This window comes from Bradyrhizobium symbiodeficiens, from assembly GCF_002266465.3.
GTDB classification, from domain to species: Bacteria; Pseudomonadota; Alphaproteobacteria; order Rhizobiales; family Xanthobacteraceae; genus Bradyrhizobium; species Bradyrhizobium symbiodeficiens.
Map to the genome: position 1 here is coordinate 3,611,716 of NZ_CP029427.2, position 18,457 is coordinate 3,630,172.

Annotated in this window: 26 protein-coding genes, 1 tRNA gene and 1 pseudogene; 12 read left to right on the forward strand and 16 right to left on the reverse strand. The window is 62.5% G+C overall.

The genetic code is table 11. The features are described from left to right. Positions 1–54: 54 nt before the first annotated feature. From CIT39_RS16645 to CIT39_RS16665, 5 genes are all read right to left on the reverse strand, one after another. Positions 55–1,095: a PrsW family intramembrane metalloprotease gene (locus CIT39_RS16645; protein WP_094974279.1), complete on the reverse strand. Its 1,041-nt coding sequence runs from the start codon at positions 1,093–1,095 to the stop codon at positions 55–57. Between the two features lie 495 nt (positions 1,096–1,590). Continuing rightward, positions 1,591–1,854 (reverse strand): hypothetical protein, encoded by a 264-nt coding sequence (locus CIT39_RS16650; protein WP_162308530.1) that lies wholly within the window; start codon positions 1,852–1,854, stop codon positions 1,591–1,593. A 137-nt stretch (positions 1,855–1,991) separates the two neighbouring features. Then, a complete protein-coding gene (locus CIT39_RS16655; RefSeq protein ID WP_094974278.1) occupies positions 1,992–2,999 on the reverse strand; it encodes an acyl-CoA desaturase in 1,008 nt (335 codons plus the stop codon). Between the two features lie 122 nt (positions 3,000–3,121). Then, the gene (locus CIT39_RS16660; RefSeq protein ID WP_094974277.1) at positions 3,122–3,748 is read right to left on the reverse strand and encodes a PilZ domain-containing protein; all 627 of its coding nucleotides are present in this window, start codon (positions 3,746–3,748) and stop codon (positions 3,122–3,124) included. 222 nt (positions 3,749–3,970) lie between these two features. Beyond that, a complete protein-coding gene (locus tag CIT39_RS16665) occupies positions 3,971–4,645 on the reverse strand; it encodes a hypothetical protein (RefSeq protein WP_162308531.1) in 675 nt (224 codons plus the stop codon). Between the two features lie 386 nt (positions 4,646–5,031). Here CIT39_RS16665 and CIT39_RS16670 point away from each other — a divergent pair, with 386 nt between their 5' ends. Both CIT39_RS16670 and CIT39_RS16675 read left to right on the forward strand, forming a co-directional pair. After that, positions 5,032–6,483, forward strand: coding sequence for a glycosyltransferase (locus CIT39_RS16670; protein ID WP_094974276.1), 1,452 nt, complete (start codon positions 5,032–5,034; stop codon positions 6,481–6,483). A gap of 5 nt (positions 6,484–6,488) precedes the next feature. Further along, positions 6,489–8,153: a hypothetical protein gene (locus CIT39_RS16675; protein ID WP_148667317.1), complete on the forward strand. Its 1,665-nt coding sequence runs from the start codon at positions 6,489–6,491 to the stop codon at positions 8,151–8,153. An 18-nt stretch (positions 8,154–8,171) separates the two neighbouring features. Here CIT39_RS16675 and CIT39_RS16680 read toward each other — a convergent pair. Then, positions 8,172–8,246: transfer RNA gene (locus CIT39_RS16680), tRNA-Glu, on the reverse strand. Between the two features lie 221 nt (positions 8,247–8,467). Here CIT39_RS16680 and CIT39_RS16685 point away from each other — a divergent pair. The 3 genes from CIT39_RS16685 to CIT39_RS16695 are packed head-to-tail and all read left to right on the forward strand — an operon-like array spanning position 8,468 to position 9,197. Beyond that, positions 8,468–8,722 carry a PilZ domain-containing protein gene (locus CIT39_RS16685; protein ID WP_094974274.1) on the forward strand — a complete coding sequence of 85 codons (255 nt, stop codon included), beginning with the start codon at positions 8,468–8,470 and terminating at the stop codon, positions 8,720–8,722. Positions 8,723–8,778: 56 nt separating this feature from the next. Beyond that, positions 8,779–9,024, forward strand: coding sequence for a hypothetical protein (locus CIT39_RS16690; protein ID WP_094974273.1), 246 nt, complete (start codon positions 8,779–8,781; stop codon positions 9,022–9,024). A gap of 5 nt (positions 9,025–9,029) precedes the next feature. Then, complete coding sequence (locus CIT39_RS16695) at positions 9,030–9,197, forward strand: hypothetical protein (RefSeq protein ID WP_094974272.1); 168 nt, start codon at positions 9,030–9,032, stop codon at positions 9,195–9,197. A gap of 127 nt (positions 9,198–9,324) precedes the next feature. Here the strand turns inward: CIT39_RS16695 and CIT39_RS16700 are convergent, their stop codons facing one another. From CIT39_RS16700 to CIT39_RS16715, 4 genes and pseudogenes are all read right to left on the reverse strand, one after another. Continuing rightward, positions 9,325–9,963: a glutathione S-transferase family protein gene (locus CIT39_RS16700; RefSeq protein ID WP_094974725.1), complete on the reverse strand. Its 639-nt coding sequence runs from the start codon at positions 9,961–9,963 to the stop codon at positions 9,325–9,327. 303 nt (positions 9,964–10,266) lie between these two features. Continuing rightward, complete coding sequence (locus CIT39_RS16705) at positions 10,267–10,719, reverse strand: VOC family protein (protein ID WP_094974271.1); 453 nt, start codon at positions 10,717–10,719, stop codon at positions 10,267–10,269. A gap of 1,161 nt (positions 10,720–11,880) precedes the next feature. Beyond that, positions 11,881–12,173 (reverse strand): annotated as a pseudogene (locus CIT39_RS16710) (type II toxin-antitoxin system RelE/ParE family toxin). Further along, positions 12,170–12,478: a type II toxin-antitoxin system RelB/DinJ family antitoxin gene (locus CIT39_RS16715; RefSeq protein ID WP_094974270.1), complete on the reverse strand. Its 309-nt coding sequence runs from the start codon at positions 12,476–12,478 to the stop codon at positions 12,170–12,172. Before CIT39_RS16715 ends, CIT39_RS16710 begins: the two are co-directional and overlap by 4 nt. Positions 12,479–12,548: 70 nt before the next feature. On the opposite strand from CIT39_RS16715, the gene CIT39_RS16720 reads away from it, so the two are divergent. Together CIT39_RS16720 and CIT39_RS16725 are read left to right on the forward strand one after the other, a co-directional pair. Beyond that, positions 12,549–12,827 (forward strand): hypothetical protein, encoded by a 279-nt coding sequence (locus CIT39_RS16720; protein WP_140479522.1) that lies wholly within the window; start codon positions 12,549–12,551, stop codon positions 12,825–12,827. 104 nt (positions 12,828–12,931) lie between these two features. Further along, positions 12,932–13,096 (forward strand): hypothetical protein, encoded by a 165-nt coding sequence (locus CIT39_RS16725; protein WP_155526021.1) that lies wholly within the window; start codon positions 12,932–12,934, stop codon positions 13,094–13,096. A 176-nt stretch (positions 13,097–13,272) separates the two neighbouring features. Here the strand turns inward: CIT39_RS16725 and CIT39_RS16730 are convergent, their stop codons facing one another. The 3 genes from CIT39_RS16730 to CIT39_RS16740 all read right to left on the reverse strand — a co-directional run bounded on the left by CIT39_RS16730 (position 13,273) and on the right by CIT39_RS16740 (position 14,690). Then, complete coding sequence (locus CIT39_RS16730) at positions 13,273–13,545, reverse strand: hypothetical protein (RefSeq protein WP_094974269.1); 273 nt, start codon at positions 13,543–13,545, stop codon at positions 13,273–13,275. 238 nt (positions 13,546–13,783) lie between these two features. Beyond that, positions 13,784–14,086: a hypothetical protein gene (locus CIT39_RS16735; protein ID WP_094974268.1), complete on the reverse strand. Its 303-nt coding sequence runs from the start codon at positions 14,084–14,086 to the stop codon at positions 13,784–13,786. A gap of 112 nt (positions 14,087–14,198) precedes the next feature. Then, complete coding sequence (locus CIT39_RS16740; protein WP_094974267.1) at positions 14,199–14,690, reverse strand: hypothetical protein; 492 nt, start codon at positions 14,688–14,690, stop codon at positions 14,199–14,201. A 350-nt stretch (positions 14,691–15,040) separates the two neighbouring features. On the opposite strand from CIT39_RS16740, the gene CIT39_RS16745 reads away from it, so the two are divergent. From CIT39_RS16745 to CIT39_RS16760, 4 genes are all read left to right on the forward strand, one after another. Continuing rightward, entirely contained in the window at positions 15,041–15,337 is a 297-nt protein-coding gene (locus CIT39_RS16745; RefSeq protein ID WP_094896974.1) for an HU family DNA-binding protein, read from the forward strand. A gap of 458 nt (positions 15,338–15,795) precedes the next feature. Then, positions 15,796–15,933 (forward strand): hypothetical protein, encoded by a 138-nt coding sequence (locus CIT39_RS16750; RefSeq protein ID WP_162848650.1) that lies wholly within the window; start codon positions 15,796–15,798, stop codon positions 15,931–15,933. Positions 15,934–16,491: 558 nt separating this feature from the next. Continuing rightward, complete coding sequence (locus CIT39_RS16755) at positions 16,492–16,638, forward strand: hypothetical protein (RefSeq protein WP_162848651.1); 147 nt, start codon at positions 16,492–16,494, stop codon at positions 16,636–16,638. A gap of 321 nt (positions 16,639–16,959) precedes the next feature. Beyond that, positions 16,960–17,157 carry a hypothetical protein gene (locus CIT39_RS16760; RefSeq protein WP_094974265.1) on the forward strand — a complete coding sequence of 66 codons (198 nt, stop codon included), beginning with the start codon at positions 16,960–16,962 and terminating at the stop codon, positions 17,155–17,157. Positions 17,158–17,172: 15 nt separating this feature from the next. On the opposite strand, the gene CIT39_RS16765 is transcribed toward CIT39_RS16760, so the two are convergent. Then, the gene (locus CIT39_RS16765) at positions 17,173–17,298 is read right to left on the reverse strand and encodes a hypothetical protein (protein WP_256471481.1); all 126 of its coding nucleotides are present in this window, start codon (positions 17,296–17,298) and stop codon (positions 17,173–17,175) included. Positions 17,299–17,386: 88 nt separating this feature from the next. After that, positions 17,387–17,857: a hypothetical protein gene (locus tag CIT39_RS16770; RefSeq protein WP_244607594.1), complete on the reverse strand. Its 471-nt coding sequence runs from the start codon at positions 17,855–17,857 to the stop codon at positions 17,387–17,389. A gap of 41 nt (positions 17,858–17,898) precedes the next feature. On the opposite strand from CIT39_RS16770, the gene CIT39_RS16775 reads away from it, so the two are divergent. Beyond that, on the forward strand, positions 17,899–18,189 hold the full coding sequence (locus CIT39_RS16775; RefSeq protein ID WP_094974263.1) for a hypothetical protein: 291 nt from the start codon (positions 17,899–17,901) through the stop codon (positions 18,187–18,189). A gap of 68 nt (positions 18,190–18,257) precedes the next feature. On the opposite strand, the gene CIT39_RS16780 is transcribed toward CIT39_RS16775, so the two are convergent. Continuing rightward, on the reverse strand, positions 18,258–18,422 hold the full coding sequence (locus tag CIT39_RS16780) for a hypothetical protein (protein WP_162848652.1): 165 nt from the start codon (positions 18,420–18,422) through the stop codon (positions 18,258–18,260). Positions 18,423–18,457 lie beyond the last annotated feature (35 nt).

Here is an 18,457-nt window from a genome sequence, read left to right on the forward strand (position 1 = left end):
CGAAAGGTCAGCGCTCAATCTAGTATGCGCGCGGCGCGCTTGCCATCCCGCGGCTCACCCGCCGCCGGGCGCCGAGGAAAAACCTTCCGCGGTGGTGCGGATGCGGTTGCGGCCGAGAACATAGATCGCCGTTGTGGCAATCAGAAGCGCCAGGCCGAGCAGGATCGAGACGAAACCGATGGGGATCAGGGCCAGTGTCAGATTGCGCTCGGGGTCGATGAGCCAGTGATGGATCGAGGTCAGCACGAAGGCGAGGCCGAGAAAGCCGACTCCGCCGCCGGCAAGCAGCAGCGCCCACATCCGGCGGAGCTGGCTGAGCCGCTCCCGCGCGACGTCGGTCCGGGGGGCGTGGTGGCGGGCGACGCGCCGAACCAGGCGGATCGCGAAGGCGATCGAGCTGAAGCCGATCAGGAGGCTGGCGGCGCCGAGCCACATCCGGAGCGTCGGATCGAGGTCGGGCATTCTTTGCAGGGTCAGCAGCGGAAAGTCGAAGGCCGAATGCAGCGCGAGCGGGCCGGCGAGCATCAGCAGGCGGCTGGAGAGGCGGGCCCAGTCGCGATGGTGGCGGTTCGCGCCGAGTGCCGTCCCGGCGCGCGCGATCGTCAGGTAAGCGCCCGCGATGATGCCGAGCGCGCCGTGGAACGGCACGGTCAGCACGCTGCGCAAGGCGGCCAACGAGCGCCACATCTCGGCGTGCTGAACCAGATAAGCCAGGTTCTCGTAAGCGGCGAAGCCGAGGCCGACCGCGGCACCGTAGACCACGGTATCCATCGGATTGGCGAAGGTCCGCCGCTTGGCCGAGGAGATCACCACGATGGCGATCACCTTGACGGCTTCCTCGGGCAGCGCGACGCCGAAGATCGAATGCATGGCGAGGGCCGCCCAGGGGTCATCGGGGGCTGCGACCATCTTGGCGAAGGGCGCGCGGGCGAGGCCCAGCAGCGAAATGCTGGCCGCTCCTAACAGGAACGCGGTCCAGACCTGGGCCGGCGGGCCCGGGCGCTCTTCGGCGGCGATGACAAGCCACAGCATCAGCAGCGCCGGGGCGATGGCGGCCGTTCCGATGACGGTGGGCAATGCTTCAATCAGGTACATCGGCGCCGAAAATAGGTTCCCTTGATCCGCTTATCTACATTGACCGATGCGACCATCTGTCATGCCCTTGCTGTCGGCTCGCTTAATGAACGTGATCGCTTCCGTTCATCTGCAGTCGCCCGTGGGGACAAAATACACGCGTAATCAATCGCATGACAGCACCCGTTCGTCATCCGCGGCAACGACAGCCCGACCGAGGTCGGGATGCGATTGGCAAGCTGGATCAAGGACGTGCGCAAATTTCTTCGATTCACCACGCAGCCGTGCGCGAGGGAGGCCAGCTAGCTGCGCTTCGTTGGTCCCTGACGGGGCGGTGAGGCGATCCGGCGCGTCCGCGTCTGCTCCAGCTCCCAAAAGACGCGCACGAGGCACGTACCGAGGCAGAAGACGATGAGCAACAGCAGGAAGGCCTGGTCCACGGCGGGGATGTGTATCATGGCGTTGATAAAGCAACGCCCGTGCCATCCGTTCCGGAACGGCCGGCGTTTTCCGCCTTCAGTGCGTGGTGAACGGCGGCGGCGCCCCGGGAGCGACGTCGAAGGCGCCGAGATGGAATTCCTCGCCAAGGGATGCGTCAGCCTCGCCCGGCTGCGTCAGCAGCGTGAACGCGGCCTGCGGGTAAAGCTTCCAGATCTCCAGATCGCCGGCGGTGATGGTGAGCCAGCCGAACGTGTACATGTAGCGTCCGGGCTCGGTGACCCGGCCGACCCTGTCCCAAGTGATCTTGTCGACTGTGATCTTATCAATCGTGACTGCCATTCGGTCCCCCGATCGCAAGTCTGCAAATGACGTCCGGCCCCAAGGCACGGACGTTCAAAAGCTGATCCCGCAATGGGGCCGCGATAGGGCAGCGATGCGGAGGCAAGACGGCGTGGCGGTGGCCGCTGCCTGCCGATTCAGCGCGCCGTCGAGGCTGCCTCTGCTTCGGCCGCCCGCTCCAGCTGACGGTGCGAGGCGTGGAAGACGTCGTGGACGAGGCCGATCTTCTCCATGCCCAGGATGATCAGGCCGTTGAGATCGATCTCCCACCAGGCGTGCGAGATGTAGGCGTCCCGCGGGAAGCGGTGATGGTTGTTGTGCAGCCCCTCGCCGAAGGTGAGGATCGTGGTCACGAATTCGTTGGTCGAGGCGTCCTCGACCTCGAAGCGGCGATAGCCGTAGGCGTGGCAGACCGAGCCGGTGAGCTGGCTGGTGAGGATCAGCAGATAGGCGCGGAGCAGGCCGGAGAACAGCACGCAGCCGATCATGCCGTGCACGCCGCCGAAGGTGTAGCCGATCACGCCGGGAATGAAGACGGCCGACATCCCGTACCAGACCCAGCGCGTGTGCACGAAGAACATCGCGATCGGATCGGCGAGGATGTCCTTGGCGTAGTATTCGTTGTCGGTGGTCGCCTGGTCGAACACCCAGCTGCCCTGGGCGTGCAGGAAGCCCTTGAGCGCGCTGACATAGCGATTGCCGAAGCCGTCGAATTGCGGGCTGTGGGGATCGCCGACGTCATCGGCGTAGAGATGATGGCGGCGGTGGTTGGCGACCCATTTCGCGATCGATCCCTGGATCGCCATCTGGGCGATGGCGCAGAAGAACACGCGCATGATCGGGCCGGTGCGGAAGCTGCGATGGACGAACAGGCGGTGCATGCCGGCGCCGATGCCGAATGTCGTCAGCGCGAACATCCAGGCGAATGTGAACAGCTCGACCTTGCCGACGCCTTGCGTCACGGCCCAGACGATGCCGGCGACCGCGCCAACATAGAGGATGCCGAGCAGGAGATAGCTCTCGCGCAGCTTGGCCTGAACCAGCGGTCCTTCGGTGACGACGCCGGGTGGAAGCTGCGGTTTGGACGTAGCGGGTGCGTTCGGCGCGATCTCTGCCGGGGCGAACTCGGCGTCGGCGATGGACATTCCAGGACTTCCGATCCTCGGGGCCCGCAGTGATTGCGGACGTGCTGAGCCACACCCTACCGCGCGAGCGATGCCATCTCCAGTATTTAGTTAAGAAAAGGTTAAAATCGGTCGGGCCGGCTTCAGGCCGACTGCTGCAGCGGCGAGCGCACGATGAGGCGGACGAGGTCGTCCCGCGGCTGCTTTTCGGCGAATTTGACCGCAAAGCCGTTGTCGAATTTGCGGATGACCCGCCCGACGCAGGCGCCGACGGCAAGCGGGGTTCCCACCGGTGGGTCGTACTCGCAGGAGATCGCCACCCCCGCCGTGGAGACGTCGATGATGAAGCAGGAATAGGTGTGGCCATCGGCGAGCGTCAGGACGGTGTGCGAGACCTGCGGAACGAAACGTGCGTCGCGCCGCAGTTCCCTGACGCTGTCGTCCTTCTGCTTCTTTTCGAGCCAGGTGAGCTTTTCCGACATCCAGGCTCGCCGCGCCCGCGTCATGTCGAGCTCCATCAGGAAACCCGACTTCAGCGTCGCGCTGATCGTGCACTGGAATTCGCCGAAATCCTGGAAATAGGAGGTGAGGCGCTCTCCGACCTTGCCGACGACAGGCACGTCCACGATCATCCGGAAGGGCGAAACGCGCTTGGTGCGGCAGGCGAAGCTGCGCAGCTTGCCCTCGCAATCGTACCAGCGGGACAGCGAGTAGCTGCCGCTGACCGTGACTTCCACTGCTCGTTGCCTGAGGAACTCTGCGACGGACATGCGGGCCAATCGTGTTTCGGATTATTTCCGTAATTCCACGGTAGAGGCCAAATTCTAAGTGAATGATACCGGCACTCAGGAGCAGGGGTAAATTTCCGGTAAATGCGCGCCTCGGTGGCGTAGCGGAATACGCGGCAAAAAGACCCGTTAGGCTTCAGGCCGTCTCACAAACTCGTTATTGAGGGCTCGGTAGCTCAGTGAAGCAACGAGGCGCTGCGGCACCTAGAGAAATCCGAACAGCACCAGCAAAGCCAGCGTGCCCACGGCCAGGACGAGCTGGATCGTCGTCCATGTCAGGCCGTTCCGGCTGATCTCCAATCCCAGCGGCGGCAATGCACGCCGCATCGCCAGCGCCGTGAGTGCTTCGACGATGGCGAGCAGGAGTGCGATACCGGCGATGAAAGACCATGACTCGGCGGAAGGCATCCATGGCGCGAGCCAGGCCGGGACGGAGCCTTTCAAGGCGGCAAGCAACGCGAACCAGCCGAACAAGAATGCGGAGCGCTTGACGATGTCGGGGCCGATCGTTTCGGGCTCGAAGCGGATACCGATCGTAGCCAGTGCGCTTTCGATGCGATCGGCGTCGGTCAGGACGACGAACGCGCCGAGATAGAGCGGAATGCGCGACTGGAAGAGCAAAGCGAGGATACCGAACACGACGGCGTAGCCGATGAGATCGCCGAGAATATCCTTGGCGCTCCGGCCCGGCAGCCCAGGTGCGGCCGGAGCAAATTCTGGCTGCGGCTGCGGAAGCGATCTGGCGCGTGCCAGATGCTCCAGCATTTTGGCGCGCCGGTCCGGCGAATATGGCGCCGTACGGCGCATCCATGCCGGTGGCGTGGTCGTCATCGCGGGGGTGCCGGAGTGGCCTTCCGGGGTCGACTTACGCTGCTCCATAAGCCGAACCAGATCCTTCAATCCGTGACGCCATCGCGGCGAGCGAGGCGGTTCCTTCCGGACGTTGGTCGGAGGCAAGGGCCGGGGAGGTTCATGCGGGGTGACGGATATTGCCGCTTGTCGCCCAGGGCCGAGGGCGAGTTGGCGGCGGATTTCAGCAATCCGCAGGGGGTGATTTCGCGTTCCTGCCGAAGGTGCTCCGCGTCCGGCGGCAATGCTTGGTCATGATCTTCTTGTTGATCTCGCCCCACAGTTGCGCTTGAGTACCGGCAGGTCTGGGGGACCCTATTGATGTCTATTTTTGTGGCTGCGGCGTCGCGCGCCGCGGTGTTGGATTTTGTAGTCAATTTCAGTTCGGGCAGGCTCAATGAAACCTGCGTCCTGCCATGGACGTGACGGTAACGTCCGGCTGCCCGTCGCCGCGGAAGGCAGGCATTCTCGATCACGCCGACCGTATCGCCACGGACCGGGTGGCATGGCGCGCGAAGAACAGCTTTTTTCACGACGAGGATGAACGCTATCTCCGGTTCCTGATTCCGCCGGGAAGTCGCGTCCTCGACATCGGCTGCGGCATTGGCGATACGCTCGCGAGTCTCGCGCCATCACACGGTGTCGGGGTCGATTTCTGTCGCAAGCAAATCGCGATCGCGCGGCAGCGCCACGCCGGTCTCACTTTCGTCGAAGGCGATGTCGAGGACCCCGCGACGCTCGATGCGCTGCAAGGTCCGTTCGACTACATCCTCGTCCTCGATACGATCGGTTCGATGGAGGATTGTCAGAAGTTCATCGCCCAGCTGCATCCGTTCTGCACGCGGGATACGCGGCTGGTGATCGGGTACTTCTCGCATCTGTGGTACCCCCTGCTGAAACTCGCCGAATTCGTCGGCCTGCGGATGCCGCACCCGGACCAGAACGTGCTGTCGCCGTCCGACCTGCGCAGCCTTGCCAGGCTTGCGGATTTCGATCCGGTGAAGTCGGAGCAGCGCGTGCTCTCGCCGGTGCGGATGTTCGGGCTCGGGCGTTTTCTCAATCGTTTCGTCAGCGTGCTGCCGGGAATCCGCCAATTGGCGCTTCGGCATTATCTGGTCGCACGGTCGATCCGCAGGGCGAGGGAAGAGTTCGCCTCGGCCACCGTCGTCGTCCCGGCGCGCAACGAGCGCGGTAATATCGAGCCCGCGGTCCTGCGAATTCCCGACTTCTGCTGCGACATCGAGATCATCTTCATCGAAGGCCACAGCCAGGACGGCACCTTCGAGGAGATGGAGCGGGTCAGGCAGGCGTATCCCTCCAAGGACATCAAGGTGATGCGCCAGCCCGGCAAGGGCAAGGCCGACGCCGTCTTCACCGCGTTCGACGCGGCGCGCGGCGACGTGCTGATCATTCTCGACGCCGACCTGACCATGCCGCCGGAGCAGATTCCGAAATTCGTCGAGGCGCTGCTGGCGGGCAAGGGCGAGTTCGTCAATGGATCCCGCCTGGTCTATCCCATGGACGATGGCGCGATGCGCTTCCTCAATCTGATCGCCAACAAGATATTTTCCTATCTGTTCTCCTGGCTGCTCAATCAGCGCTATACCGATACCCTGTGTGGCACCAAGGTCCTGCGCCGCAGCGATTATCAGCGCTTGAAGGCCGGCAAGGCCTATTTCGGTGATTTCGATCCGTTCGGCGACTTCGACCTGATCTTCGGCGCATCGAAGCTCAACCTGAAATCCGTGGATCTTCCGATCCGCTATGCCGCGCGCACGTATGGTGAAACCCAGATCTCCAGGTTTCGCCATGGCTGGATGCTGCTGAAGATGGTGGCTTTCGCCTTCCTCAAGATCAAGGCGATCTAAAGCGCGTGAACCACGGTTCAACGACGATGATGCCGGACGATTGCTGCTTTCCCGACGCGCGTGTGAGTGGAAGGATCAGAATACTGCTGATCCTCATTGCGCCGTCGCTGTATCTGGCGGCGACGCTGCTCTATTCGACCTACCAGGCCGTCTGGGGCGTCCAGGTCGATCCGGAATCGGCGTACACCATGAACGGGCTGGTGGCGGCGGCGGGATACGGCTCGTTGAAATTCGATCATCCGGGAACGACGACGACGCTGCTCGTCGAACTGATCGTCCGGGGCTGGGCCCTGCTCGCCAGGGCCGGGGACATCGTCGCGTTCGGGCTCGAACGTTACGACGCGATCACATGGGCGGCGCGAGCCGGCGAAGCGCTGGTGCTCACGGCCGCGCTGCTGGCCGGCGGGATCATCGTCGGCCGGACGACGCACTCCGCGATCGCTGCGATGCTGTTTCAGGCCGGCGCGTTCGTGCACGCGGACGCATTTCACTTCCAGATGGTGCTTGCGCCGGAAAGCCTGATGGCAGCGTTCGCGCTGTTCGGCATGGCGATCGTGATCAAGGCCACGCTCGATGCGCATCCGCCGTCGACGGGTCTCGGCATCGTATGCGGAGCCATCTTCGCGCTCGGGTTCTCGACGAAATATCTCTATCTGCCGCAGGCGCTGTTCGCCGTGTGTCTGCTGCGAAACAGGCGCGCGTTCGTCGCCGCCGCGATCACCGGGGCGATCGGCTTCATTGGCTTCAGCCTGATCTTCAATCCGGGAACGATCACGCGCGGGTTCGGATGGCTCGTGCAAATCGCCACCCACAAGGGAAATTACGGCGAGGGCGAGCCCGGTTTCATTGATTTCGGAATGTTCTGGTCGAACATGGCCGAGATCATCAATGCCGCGCCGCTCGTGTTCGGCGTGTACGTTGCAGCGGCGGCCGTGGCGCTGGCTTGGTGGATCGGGCGCCGGAGCTGGCGCGATCCGGTCAGCCTGACGCTCGGTGCCGCCGTCCTCATCCATGCAGCCCATCTCGTGGCGACGTCGAAGCATTATGCGCTGCATTACATGATGGCGCCGTGGGTCCTGACCGGCGGTGTGCTGGTCCTGATCGTGGTGCAGGTCCGACGGCTGGTCCCGGCTGTCCCTCCGGTCGCGCTCAGCCTGCTTGCGGGCGGCCTGTGTGCCGCCATGAGCGCGATGACGCTGGTCGACGCCCGCGCCGCAGCGCTGCAGGCGTCTCACTTGAACGCGATCGGGGCCCGGCTCTCGAAGGCCGTGGTCGCGGCAGGTCCCGCCTGCGCCAACGTCTCCGGCATGTTCGTGCGCGCGCCTGAGAACGACATGAATCACGGCTGGGACATGACGCTGCAGCTCTGGGGCGACCAGCCGATGCGGGACAGGTTTTCCGCGGCGTATGCGAGCGCTTTCAGGGTCCCGCTGCTGGACCACAACGGCTATACGCATGTCCTGAAGAACAACTTTCGACCGTACAGCTACGCCAAGCTCGGGGCGGACTATCCCTGCATCATCGTCCGCTCGGCAGTGGTGCTCGATGCCGAAAGTTCGATCGGACTGTTGGCGCTCAACCCGGACCATTGCGTGATCGAGGGGACCCACGTCTATACCGTCGGGCTCGCCTGCGCGAAGGTGCGCAGCAGCTTTCTGGAGCAGAGGTGAGGGGGAAACCGGGCTGCCTGGCGCTCCCTAGCGGAATCGAACCGCTCTCTCCACCGTGAAAGGGTGGCGTCCTAACCGATAGACGAAGGGAGCAAACACAGGGCCCCGCCGATTTTGCCGGCATGGCCACTGGCCGCCGAACAGGGCCCGGCGGCTTGCAGCGGGCGAACGTATAGTTGCCTTTCTGGCTCCGGGCAAGCCGTTCAGGAACGGTCTTTTCGCCGGCAGTGGACAGCGCCGGACCCGGATCATTCGGAGGCGAACGCAACGGTTTCTTAGGGTTCCCTGCGTAGCGCTGGGAGGGGAGATTTCCAATGCCACCGCCGAAAAAGCGCGCAGCCCGCAAGCTGCTGTCGCGGCAAGCCTGGATCACGCTCGACGGCGGCTTCGCCGCGCGGCAGTGCCTGGTTCAGGACATCTCGGATTCCGGCGCGAAGATCACGCTGGACGAGGACGCGAGCCAGCTCCCTGGCGTGATTCGGCTCGCCTTCGCACGCGATGCGCGCACCGGGCGGAGCTGCCAGGTGGTCTGGCGCCGCGGCAAATCCGCCGGCATCAAGTTCATCTGATCGCAGCCGCGGCCGCCCCGATGGCGCGCGGCGCAGCTCCGGGCTAGAACGCGGTCATGCGCGCGCCGCTCCTCACCCTGATCTCGTTGCTGGCCACACCCGCCGTGGCGACGGAGGCCCTTCGTCTTCCGCCCAATGAGCGGCCGCAGGCCGGCAAGGCGCTGCCGCTGAAGGGCGCGGCCGGGAAGGCCCAAGCCGGCTCCTGCGCCAATTACGGTCCGCGCTTCGTCATGGTCGAGGGCACCGGCACCTGCGTGAAGATCGGCGGCTCGATCAGCATCGACACCACCGTGAGGCGCTAGAGCCGATGCCTCAGGATCTGCTGCGCCTCGACCTCGTCGTCCCCGTGCTGATGTATTGCGCGCTGCTGTGGTGGGTCGGCCGCGGCCTGAGCTGGACGGCACGGCTGGCGACCGCTGTGGTGACCTTGGTGCTGATCGTCTGCGTGCTGCTGGTCGAGCGGGGCTGGCGCTGAGCCAAAACAAAAAACGCGAAAACAACCCCATGCACAGTAGCCGTCAAGTGCTGAGGTGACGCCCAAGGATTGCGCCGAAACGCTGAATCATCGCGCTCTCGCCGCAGCTTGCACAGCGCTGCCCGGCTCACGACATCGGCGGTGCGACATGTTGCGCAAATCCGGGCCGTTGGCCGAGCTCGGCGAGCCAGCGCGTTAGATGCGGCTGGGCCGGCCGGGTGATGCCCTCGACACCGAGCCAACGCCGCGCATAGGAGCCGAGCGCGATGTCGGCGAGCGTGAACGCATCGCCTTCCATGAAGCGGCGTGAAGAGAGCAGGCGGTCGGCGATCGCCCAGACCTCGGCGGCGGCATCGGCATCGCGCTGCACCTGGATCATGTCGCGCTCGGCGGGCGCCGTGCGCACGATGCCCCAGAACACCGGGCGGTCGACCGGCTGCACGGTCGACAGCGTCCAGTCGAGCCAGCGATCGACGGAGGCGCGGCTCTTCGGCGCCTCCGGGTAGATCGGCGTGCCGCTGCCATGCGCGAGGCAGAGATAGCGCATGATGGAATTGGACTCCCACAGCACGAAATCGCCCTCGACCAGAGTCGGGATCCGCGCATTGGGGTTCATCGCGAGATAATCGGTCTCGCGGGTCCGGCCGTAACTCATGCCGGCGTCGATGCGCTCATAGGGAAGGGCAAGCTCGGTCAGGCACCACAGCACCTTCTGCACGTTGACCGAATTGGCGCGGCCCCAGATCGTGAGCTTGGTGTCCGGCATGAAGCGTCTCCCCCGCGGCTTTGTCGCTTGCCGCGGGTGATAGCGGAATTTCCTGAAACGCGCGATGGGCGATTGCGGCGCGCCCTCATGCAAAAAGCTCCGCCCGAGGCGGAGCTTCGTTGCAAACCAACCCGGCCAGTCTAATCCGTCGCTCAGCGGCCGAAGAACAGCCACAACAGAATGATGACCGGAATCGGCACGCCCAGCATCCACAACAGAATTCCGCGTCCCATGATGTCCTCCTCCAATTGAATTGTCGGAGAGTGAACGCGGGCGGCGAGGGCTTGTTCCAGCGTTTTGCGCCTACCAATGGCCGGTGTTGGGCATCGATGCCCAGGGCTCCTGCGGCGGCTTCGGCTCGCCCTTCTGCAACAGCTCGATTGAGTGCAGATCCGGCGAGCGGACGAAGGCCATGTTGCCGTCGCGTGGCGGGCGGTTGATGGTGACGCCGGCCTTCTGTAGCTTCTCGCAGGTCGCGTAGATGTCGTCGACCTCGTAGGCGAGATGGCCGAAGAAGCGGTCCTCGCCATATTTCTCCTCGTCCCAATTCCAGGTCAGCTCGACCAGCGGCGCGCCGCGCGTTTGCGGTTGCTTCTTCAGCGCATCGAGATCGTCCGACGAGCACAGGAACACCAGTGTGAACCGCCCCTTGTCGTTCTCGATCCGCCGCACCTCCTTCAACCCGAAAGCATCGACATAGAATTTCAGCGCGACATCGAGATTGCGCACGCGCAGCATGGTGTGGAGGTATCGCATTTCAGTGAACTCCTTAAGAACGTTTGTTGCTTGTCAGGCGCAGGAGGCGGCCGGAGGCAATGAATAGCAGTAAAATCCATTAGGGGCAGGTGGTTACGTGCCAACTGCGTGCCATGCGTTCTGTCTTCACTCCGGGCGGCCCGCACGGCCTCAACACGCCCCGTGTCTCCGCCGCCGCTGACCTCTCCGTGGAGATAAGTCTATCAGCGGGGAAGGAGGTCGCCGTAGGCGGCGAGCGTCAGTAACTCCCTCGGAGATTCGTCTCGCATCAGGTGCAGGTTGATAAATGAGAGGACGTATCCACCGGAAACTTGGCTTATGCACACACCGCGAATCACCCAAGCAAAACTTTTCCCCAGCCCAAACCTATGACGTGCCGGCGGAATTCCTGAAAATGTGGAAGCTGTTCACAGGTGGGGAGGTAATGCAGCGGACTCTTGCGCCGAAGTCACGTTCTACCCCATGTTCGGAGTCGGATGGTGTTCTCGACAAACACCACCCGACGCCTGGAGGAGTCCCGAAGGTCTCCGACCGAACACCATAGATTTTCGCTCTCCCCAGGCACCCTGTCAATCCTGCGCGGTGTCGTTTCGCGCCACGATGGAGCTTGCCTGTGAAGACCCTTTCGAAAGTCCGCCGCTTCGTTTCCCGCAACTGGAAGTTCTTGGTTCAGGTCGGGGTGAGCGTCCTAACTATTCTGCACAAGTGAGCTAGCGGCGGTGCGACCTATACTTTTTGAATTCGTCAAAGGTATTAATTCGTGCCCTCATCTCGTCAGCAAACCGCCCCTCGATCTGACGGCGCAACTGTCGGACTTAGACCCTTCATGGTGGGTGCCTTCTTCAGAAGATAGCTCACTGGGTCCCGGTCAGGAGTTCGCGCCCTTGCCATCTATTTGCCCTTGCAATCTATTTCATGTCGTGGAGCCAGCTCAGTTCGTCGGGTGTCGCACTGCCCGGGCTCACCTCCGGAATAATTCGACCCAATACAAATAGCTCGTAGGATGGGTAGAGCACTTGCGATACCCATCATATTTCGTCGCGCAACAAGGTCCTCGATGGGTTTCGCTTCGCACAACCCATCCTACGCGCTCATTCGATTTACGAGTTACGGCGAGGGCTGTCCCCGTAATTGAAGTCGCAGCCCATGCGGCTTGCAGGCTCAATCTTCCGGAAGCTCATCGGGCCATTGCTGGGCGCCGTGCAGGATGCGCAATATCCGGATCAAGCTTCCGTTACGGTATAGGCCGCGACATACGGTGTGCCGACAATGACGAGCTCGCGTGTGCCGGCGACACGGCCGGGACGCCCACTTTCCGGAAACTCGACAAGTCGACGCGCAGCCGCGGCGATACGTTCGTCGAGCGCGATGGCCGCCCGAGGATTTTCGGCCTCGATGTGAGTGAAGATGCCGTCGCGGTCCGACATCGCGAAGGCAGACCAGACGAGGTTCACGACTCCAGTTCATCCGTTCTGCGTCGGGCCGCCGCGCGCCGCTCGGCGAAATGCGCGTCGGCCTGTTCGTCAGAGGTATCGGGCCGTGTGTCGTTCAACGCTTCCAGAACCTTCGCGCGAAACCAGGCGTCGTGAGCCTTGCTGTTCGTGACGAGTTCGAGCGGCAGCGCGCCCTCGTTGGCGGTCCGGGTCAGCAGGATGCGTACCGCGTCCGATACCGTCAGCCCCATACCCTCAAGCACAGCAGATGCGCGATCACGGACTTTCGCGTCGATGCGGGTCTGGACAAGGGCATTTGCGGCCATAGGCGCCTCCTGGGATCCTCGACGGCAATGTAATTCAATCGAATGACAAGCGCAAGGGCGGGCGGTCATCATGGCGTGGGGATCGACCCCAATTACGGAATTACGAATTGCCAGAGCGCTCACCGCGTTGCGTCATTCGATTGCTCGCGGAGACAACAAGCAATGCCCCGAAGCCGGGGAGTCGTTGGAGACAAGGGCTCAGGACGACATCGCAAAACGAGAAAAACGCGATGAGTTCGAACGATGCCAAAGCAAAAGCACCAAGCTGGAAAAGCCGGCAAGGGCGGCTTCGTCCGCAGAAGAATACCGGCTTACGATCGTGCGCAGCTACCGCAAGGGTTTTGCGTGATCGCCTGTACATGCGGTTGACGATCCCAACACCTGGTAGTGACCCGCGGACGTATTTAATCCGATGTCACTGAACTCCGGTGAGGACAGGCGCGACTCATTCGTATGCTCCAGGCCTTGATCAGCGCTATCGTGGATATGCTCCTGTCTGCCGCATGGAGCGCAATCGTCAGGTTCTTCGGCCTGGAAAGCGTCGTCGAGATCGTGACCGCGATCTTCGGCCTTGGCTGTATCGTGATCGGTTTTGCGGTCTTGTTGTTGGGGCACTGACGAGCGCGGGTCGTAAGGCATCGCGACAGGCGAGCTTCTCGCCTCGTTGATCCTGGGATGCGGTTGCCTTGTCTCGCGACTCGAACGGCAACGCCGTCTGAAGCGTCGGCATGAGACGACCGCGCCGTTCTGTGGAGAACGACGCGGCCGGAACGTGAGCCGGGCAGGACGCCGGCTTACTTCATGTTGCTGCGGGTCTTCGTGCCGCCCTGGTCGCTGCCCGGGCCTGAGCCGCCCTGGCCGGAGGCGTCGGGCTTCACCATTCCACCCTTGTTCATGCCGTCATTGCTCATGCCGGTCGTGCTGTTGTGCATCGAGCCCTTGTCCGTGTTGGTCATGCCGGGTTTCTGCATGTTGTTGGACTGCGGCGCAGGACCGGTTCCGCTCTGCGCAAAAGCAGAGCCGCACATCAGACCGAGGGCGGCGGTAGCGATCATGAACTTCTTCATTGTGAACTCCTGTTGCTTGCATGAACCAACTGGAGGGCGGAAGTCCTGTTCCTAAATCGGGCCATCGAGGGGAAAGTTATTTCTGAAGAGGGTTCCAGCTCGGGCGCGATGCGATGAGGATGAATCGTCATCGCGCTGAGATGTCGTTGATGCGAAATCCGCGTGCGAACGCGTTTCGCGTTCGTACGAGTTCGCGTTCGTACGAGGAAGACGGCGGCTCGCTTTCTTGGGATGCAGCTTAGGCCGCAATCCGTTGCTCGACCGGGGCCGTCAGCAGCTTGAGCGCCTGGGCGTGTTGCAGGTCGGGGACTGCGATCGCCGTATGGCTGTAGACCGCATGGGTCCTCGAGTTTGCAATCGTGTCCAGGATCTGGCTGCCCTTGATGACATGAAGGCCCATGCCTTCCTCGGTGGGGAAGATCGCCAGCACCACGTCATAGGCCGCGATGACGGCTCTGAGCGCTTCGGCCTTGTCCTCGGCGACGTCGACGAAGACACGAACATCAGCCGCGAGTTCACGCAGCTCTTCAAAATCCAGCACTGTGGGGTTACTCCAACGCAACGAGACTGAATGGAGCTTGGCGGCGTTGGGTTACTGAAGTGTCAACAAGGCGTGCCGGGCCACAGGTTTCACGACGAGGTGACTTCAGGCTCTAGCGCTTTACTTCCTTGTTGCGAAGCCGCGCCTCGGCGGCCTCGTCGACGAGGTTCAAGGCGAGGCCGTCATAGCTCAGCTTGAGCCCGCGGCCGACGATCCATGTCCATCCCTCGCGCTCCCTGATGGCTTCCGCGTTGAACTGGTCGGAGATCGATTTGACGGCAGCGTCCTGTGCCCCCGGATTGTTCAACTCCGCCTTGACCCGCCAGATTTTGTGCCTGGCGTCGGTCTCGTCGCTGTCGACCGAAACCTTGGCGCCGTTGATGTCGCAGTCGAAGGTGTAGGAGTCGTGGCCTCGGCGGCAGAGATAGCGGCGTTGACTGACGAGCTTGCTGGTCTCGTCGAATGTCATTCCGGGCGAAAAGCCGAAGATGTCGGATTTTTTCACCAGGGCGAGGGAGGCAGGCTTCAGGAAGCTGGGCTGGATCGCAACGAGGGCTGCGACGGCAACGACGATCAAGCCTGCGATGACGATAGCGACCTTCATGAACACCCCTTGGAAAACTTTCAGACCATTACAGGCAGAAGGAGCGTTCTGCCATGACCCAAAAGCGAAAACCCCGCCTGGGGGAAGCGGGGCTTTCTGGTGGGGTGAAGCTTGGGGACTTCAATGATATGACGCGCCAGCTGCAAAATGGTTCAAAGGGAAATTGCGTGTCCCTGCGGCACCTTGCACAGGAAGTCGGGAACCCCGCAGAAGCCCTGCTTGCGTTTTTGCCCTTGATAGGCTCTAAGCCCGTCACTTCATGACCTCGGGCATGAATCAGAAGCGCGCCTCCGCGGTCCGGCCGCGTCACAACAGAGTATTCGCGCGCACCCCTTCAAAGGAATTCAGACATGGCGAAGATGACGAAGACCCAATTGATTGATGCAATTGCCGAGGGCACGCAGCTTTCGAAGAACGACGTGAAGTCTGTGATCGAGTACATGGCCACGGTCGGCTACAAGGAGCTCAACGAGTCCGGTGAGTTCGTCATTCCCGGCTTCGCGAAGATGTCGGTCGTGAACAAGCCGGCGACCGAAGCCCGCATGGGCGTCAATCCCTTCACCAAGGAGCCGATGCAGTTCGCGGCCAAGCCCGCCAGCAAGTCGGTGAAGGCTTCGCCGCTGAAGGTCGCCAAGGACGCCGTCTAAGGCGCCGGCGATATCGTTGCGGCCGGGTGATGCCGCAACGCGAGGACTGAAGACAAGACGGTGCTCGGCGATTGCGGTCCCGAACATCACCATGACGATCGGGACGAACCGCAGAGCCCGCCGCGCCATTCCAGCCCGACACGGCTCGAAAGAAAAACCCCGCGCTTTCGCACGGGGCTCTTCGGGCTGACGGCGTTGGGATTTTCAGCGCCTGGCCGCCAGCCTTATTACTAACTTAAAGTTGAAAACCCAAAAAGCAACAGCGCCGCGATGACGGAATATGTTCGTCCACCGCGGCGCTGCGATATGACTGGGCGCTGAAATCCCCAGCTTCCATGGGTCCACGGGGCGTTGAAAAGGTTCAATGCGACATGCCGGGAAATCGCGCGCCGGGGACTAGACTTTTTGTTCCTATTTTGTTCTAGTGAGCCACCTTAGGACCGCTTGGGAGGTGACTCATGACCGTCGAAAAGCAGCGCGAAGTGATCAGGCTCTGGAACGAGCTCCGGAAGCTCGAGGGCCCGGCAGCGGAAGAGCTGCGCATCCAGATCCTGGAATGCTTTTCGGAGAAGAGCAGAGCGAAGCGGGCGGCTTGACCTGCGCCGGTGGACGCCGACGACATCGGGCACACGGCAAGTGCGGCCTCAATCGGACCGCTCGCGCTTGATCGGACGGTTGTCGCAGCCGCAACGGGGCGAGCATTTTGAAGGTCGCCTTGGTGGGGCGGCGCTGCGGCGCAAGCATTCGCCGCTGATGCTTCAGGAACGAAGATGTGCCGTCAGCGTTCGGCCTGCATGACATGCCCGCGATGCGCCAAGCCGATGATGGCGACTTCCACCAACAGCTTTCGATGCGAACCTTGCCGTGAGATCGTCATCGTGTTCGCGGTCGTCTCGAAATTCCTGCCGCCGAAGATTGTGCCGAGTGCCGCCGCTCAAGAGATCGCGGCGCGCGCTTTCATCGATCGTTAGGAATCGATTCGCGCTGATTTTTCCGACTCCGATTCGTTCTTCGAGAACGAAATGGAGTCGGATGCAGAACATGTTGTGCCTGCCGGCGGCGACGGTGTCGCGCGTATCATAACGAGACAGCGTGATGCTTCGCACAGTCGCGTCCTCGCCTCCTCCGTAAGCGGTGAGGCGAGGGAGAGCGACATGAATGCGTGCTGGTTTCTCGCCGAGATCGCGAAAGTGTTCTGGTACGATCGGCACCCGCGCTTGCGCAAAGGCAAGCCGTCGGTGCCGCAAGTGCCGCCACCGGGATCGAAATCTCCCGATGCATCGTCTCCCGACGCGACGTGATCGGATCGTCGCGCACGCACGCTTTGTTAAGACCTGGTCCGCGCCGATTTCTTCGATTCCGATTCGTTCTTCGAGAACGAAATGGTGTCGAAGCTGGAACAAAGCCAGTCGGGTGGAGCGCGGCAAGTCTCAGCTTCACGCAAGACCCATCGCTGCTCATCGATGGGAGACTTCCATCAATTCCTAACGAGAGTTTGCGCCGAAACCGATAACCCTATTCGGTTAGGTTAAAAGCCCAATCGCGTTGCGCCTGGCGCTCGTTGCGGTAGGTGTCTGGCAAGGACAAGCAAGAAACGACCTTTGCCAAGAAGCAATTTTGCCATGACGCCTTTTTCAGAGCCGTCCTTTTACCAGGGCGACCGCCACACCTACCGGCGCGTCGCGATCGTCGGCACGCTGTTCTGTCTCGCTTTCGTGCTGATCAGCTTCTCGCTGCGGCCGCAGTTCGAGGACACGCGCGTCGCGGTCAAGGCCGACCGGCTGGTACGCACGGCGGGCCAGCCAGCGCACGCCAACTAGAGCGCGACATGCCCGCTAGCGCCCGTCGCCACAGATATGCTCGTCGGTACGCACGGAGGCTGATGCTCCGCCGTGCGAGGCGAGCGCCACGAAGCCGGCATAGCCGGACAAATTGAGCAATACTTCCAGCCACACGGGCATGTCGGCCTCTTCTGATTTGCCTGAAGACGGCATCAACGGCCGCGCGCAATTCTGGTTTCATGCTCCTGTACGAAAACGCAAAGAGAACTCAAAGCGGAGAGGAGGGGTCGAGCCGGCGGCCGAGGGTCGCGACGGATTCGCTCGACGGCTGTTGTTTCAGGAACTCGGCGATCGCCCGCGCCAGCTCGCCATCGCTCATCGGCGTCGGCGGCGGGTGCAGCGTGCCGACGCCGAAGTTGCGAACGATCTCGTCGTAGTGCCGATCGTCGGATCGGGGAACCAGCCTGCGGATACGGGCCAGCAAAGCGGATAACGGCAAACTCTCCTCCTCGGTCGTTCGCCCCGCTGGCAGCAATCTTCGTCTGCTGCCATCTGCTCCCGTGAAATTGAAAACCCCGCCGGCATCGCGGAGATGCTGACGGGGTCTCGGTGCCGTCGCCTCAACCGGATAGCGGAGGCTCACGCACTTGACGAGGCAATCCGCGGCCGGCGATTTGGTTCCGGCCGTATCGAATGTTTTTGTCCCGCCCGGTTCCGCGCCGCTGCGCAACCATCGCACGCGCTCGTCGTTATCTCGGCAAGACGCGAAGGAGGAGAAGCATGAAGAAAACACTGGCAGTCCTGGCCACGGTTGCAGCCGTCGGCGTTACCGCGGTCGCGGCCCCTGTGCCTGCCGAAGCGCGCGGGCGCGGCATCGGCCCGGGCCTCGCATTCGGCCTTGCGGCCGGCGCGATCACCGCGGGCGCCGTCGCAGCGTCTCAGCCCTACGGATACGGATATGGCCCCCGCTACGGCTATTATGGCGGCCCCGGCTACTACGGACCGGGACCCTACGCCTATTACGGCGGCGGACCGTACTACCGGCACCATCACCATTGGCGCCATTGGTAGCCATTCTCAAACGAAAAGCCCGGAGCGATGCTCCGGGCTTTTTTCATGCGCATTGATCGGGAGGCGTGTTACGGCCAGAGCGAGGGCCGTTCGACCTTGCGGGCGTTCTCCAAGGTCGACACGAAATACTCATCGCGTTCGCGTTTGAATTTTTCCTGCGTGGCACGGAAGGCGGCGACACGGGCGGCGATCTCGTCGCGCTCACGGGCTTTGCGTTCTTCGTCTTCGGTCATAGCCATCCCCTCGAGTTTGCTACTGAACCCAAGCA